Annotated in this window: 1 protein-coding gene; it reads left to right on the top strand. The window is 41.1% G+C overall.

The genetic code is table 11. The features are described from left to right. Window positions 1–375: 375 nt before the first annotated feature. Window positions 376–2,604 (top strand): alpha-galactosidase, encoded by a 2,229-nt coding sequence (locus ACYQ2O_RS11540; RefSeq protein ID WP_459796658.1) that lies wholly within the window; start codon window positions 376–378, stop codon window positions 2,602–2,604. The last annotated feature ends 262 nt before the right edge of the window (window positions 2,605–2,866 follow it).

Here is a 2,866-nt window from a genome sequence, read left to right as displayed (position 1 = left end):
TGGACAGTGCTAAACGCATTGGTTACTCCAGAAAGAAATACTGGAGACTGTCAAAAACACCTGAAGTTCATTGGGTGCTTACAACGAAAAGACTCTACCGGTGGAACGTAGTTTCACTACGAGACCTGGCAGAGTCTGCTTACTTAAGATATTGAACCGCCGTATACGGAACCGTACGTACGGTGGTGTGAGAGGACGATAAATGAATTAATCATTTATCTCCTACTCGATACTAAGTAATATACAGGTCTGGAGAAGAGTGATGGAACTTTATGAGTATAATTCATCTGAAATAGGGACTATAGATGGTTGCAATTTAGTAAAAATGATGTAAACTCTTTAGTAAACGTCTGCATTTATTAGAGGAGGAAAATCATGGGGATTAGATTTAATAAGAAGTTCAGCAGTTTTCACTTGAAGAATGAACAGATCAGTTATCAGATAGCAATAGTGGATAATAAATATCTCTCTCATGTGTATTGGGGTAAAGCAATCAGTGAAAGTTACCGGGGTAGTGATTTTCCTATCAAGGACCGGTCGTTCTCTCCTAATCCTGCAGGAGATGTAACTTACGGTCTCTCTATGAATACACTGCCTCAGGAGTATCCCGGTCATAATAACGGCGACTACAGGGAGTCATCCTTTAAGTTGACCTATTCAGATGGATCATTTTCGAGTCAGCTTGTATATGATGGCTATGAAATTATAAAGGGAAAGCCAGCGATCGATGGACTCCCTCATAGTTATGTTTCGGATTCTGAAGGTGCTGAAACGCTTATAGTAAAGCTCAAGGATGAGTCAAGTGAGTGCAGAATAAATCTTATTTATACAATTTTCAATAATTACCCTGTCATCACCCGATCAGTAAGTATTGAAAACTTTGGAGATGAGTCCATTCAGATTGATAAACTTCTCAGTATGTCCGTTGATCTTGATCACTCAGAGTTTGATTGTATTCAGCTGCCGGGAGCCTGGGGCAGAGAACGGGATCTCGTTCGTCACCCTGTATACCGGGGCGTGCATCGGATAGACTCGAAACGAGGAACAACCAGCCATACTTACCAGCCCTTCATAGCTTTAACTAATCCACATACTACTGAAGATTCAGGAGAAGTCTATGGCTTTCATATGGTCTACTCAGGAGAATTTGTAATGAATACAGAAGTCACTGAGTATAATCAGACTAGAGTACAGGCGGGAATCAATCCAGAACATTTTAGGTGGACTCTTAATCCCGGCGAGCATTTTGTCACCCCTGAAGTAGTGATGGCATACTCTGATAAGGGGCTGAATGCTTTCTCTCAGACACTTCATAATTTCTATCAGAATCAGCTGATTCGTGGTACGTACCAGTATAAAGAAAGACCAGTACTGATTAACAACTGGGAAGGGACCTACTTTGATTTCACAGAAGATAAAATTCTGGAAATGGCCGATCGGGCTGTAGAACTGGGAGTAGAGCTGTTTGTTCTGGATGATGGCTGGTTCGGCAAAAGGGATGATGATACAACTTCACTTGGAGACTGGTTTGTGTATGACAAGAAACTTCCCAACTCCCTCAAACTACTGGCTGAGAAAATTAGAGCTAAAGGAATGAAGTTCGGATTATGGTTCGAGCCGGAAATGATATCGGAAGAGAGCGACTTGTTTAAATCTCATCCTGACTGGGTCCTAAAAGCAGAAGGTCGGCAGCCATCAAAGGGTAGAAATCAGTATATTCTGGATTATTCGCAAAAAGCTGTGCGGGATAATATAGCCTCACAGCTGAAAAAAATATTGGATGAAGTCCCGATTGATTATATTAAATGGGACTTTAATCGCAACATGTCGGAAATCGGGTCTCAAAGTCCGGGCGTTTCTGACGGGGAAGTGACTCACCGCTATATTCTAGGACTTTATGATCTCCTGGAAGATTTGACGACAGCTTACCCAGACATACTGTGGGAAAGCTGTTCCGGAGGGGGTGGAAGGTTTGACCCTGGTATGCTTTACTACATGCCTCAGACCTGGACATCAGATAACACAGATGCTGTTGCACGACTGGAAATACAGACAGGGACCAGCCTTGTGATGCCGATCAGTTCTATCGGATCACATGTGTCAGCTGTACCTAATCATCAAGTGAACAGGTGGACCTCGCTTGATATGAGGGGTCATGTAGCGATGTCCGGTAATCTAGGGTATGAACTTGATCCTACTAAATTAAGCGTCTTCGAAAAAGAGACAGTTAGAAGACAAATTGATTTTTACAAGCAGAACAGAAAGCTGATTCAGTTCGGAAATTTCTACAGGTTAAAAAGCCCTTTTGATTTCAATAATGAAACAGCGTGGCAGTTTGTCAATCCTGAAAAGTCTCAGTCTGTTGTCTTTTATACTGTCATACTGGATAAGTCAAATCAGATGCGTCCACGATTAAAATTTAAAGGTCTGGATTCTAATAAGACATATAAGATCAGCAGCTATGAAGGTTTGTTCCATGGTGATGAACTCATGAACAAGGGAGTCTATATTGATCCCCCTTTAGGAGCCGATCAGAAGCAGGGGAGTTATCAGCTGAACGGTGACTTTAGGAGTACAATGATTAAAGTAGATGAAGTAGGTTAAACTGAGTCTTAAATTTAATCAACCCACTTCGGGCGTAGAGGCCTGCTTTCCTTGAAAGTAAATAGCTTTACTATATTTAGTAAAATATTTCATAAAAACGCTTGCACTATTCTTCTGTTTTTCATATAGTATAGTTGAGCCAATTTCATAATTATTTGTCGTGTTTAACACCTGATAAATCAACTTTTTTAAAACATAGAAAAAAGGACCCCCCCATATGGTACAATTAGGTTGTCGACTAAGACACGTACTCCAGGAGGGA

The organism is Alkalibacterium sp. m-11, assembly GCF_054658155.1.
Note: the sequence above shows the minus strand (reverse complement) of the source record. Positions and strands in the feature narration are given on the sequence as shown.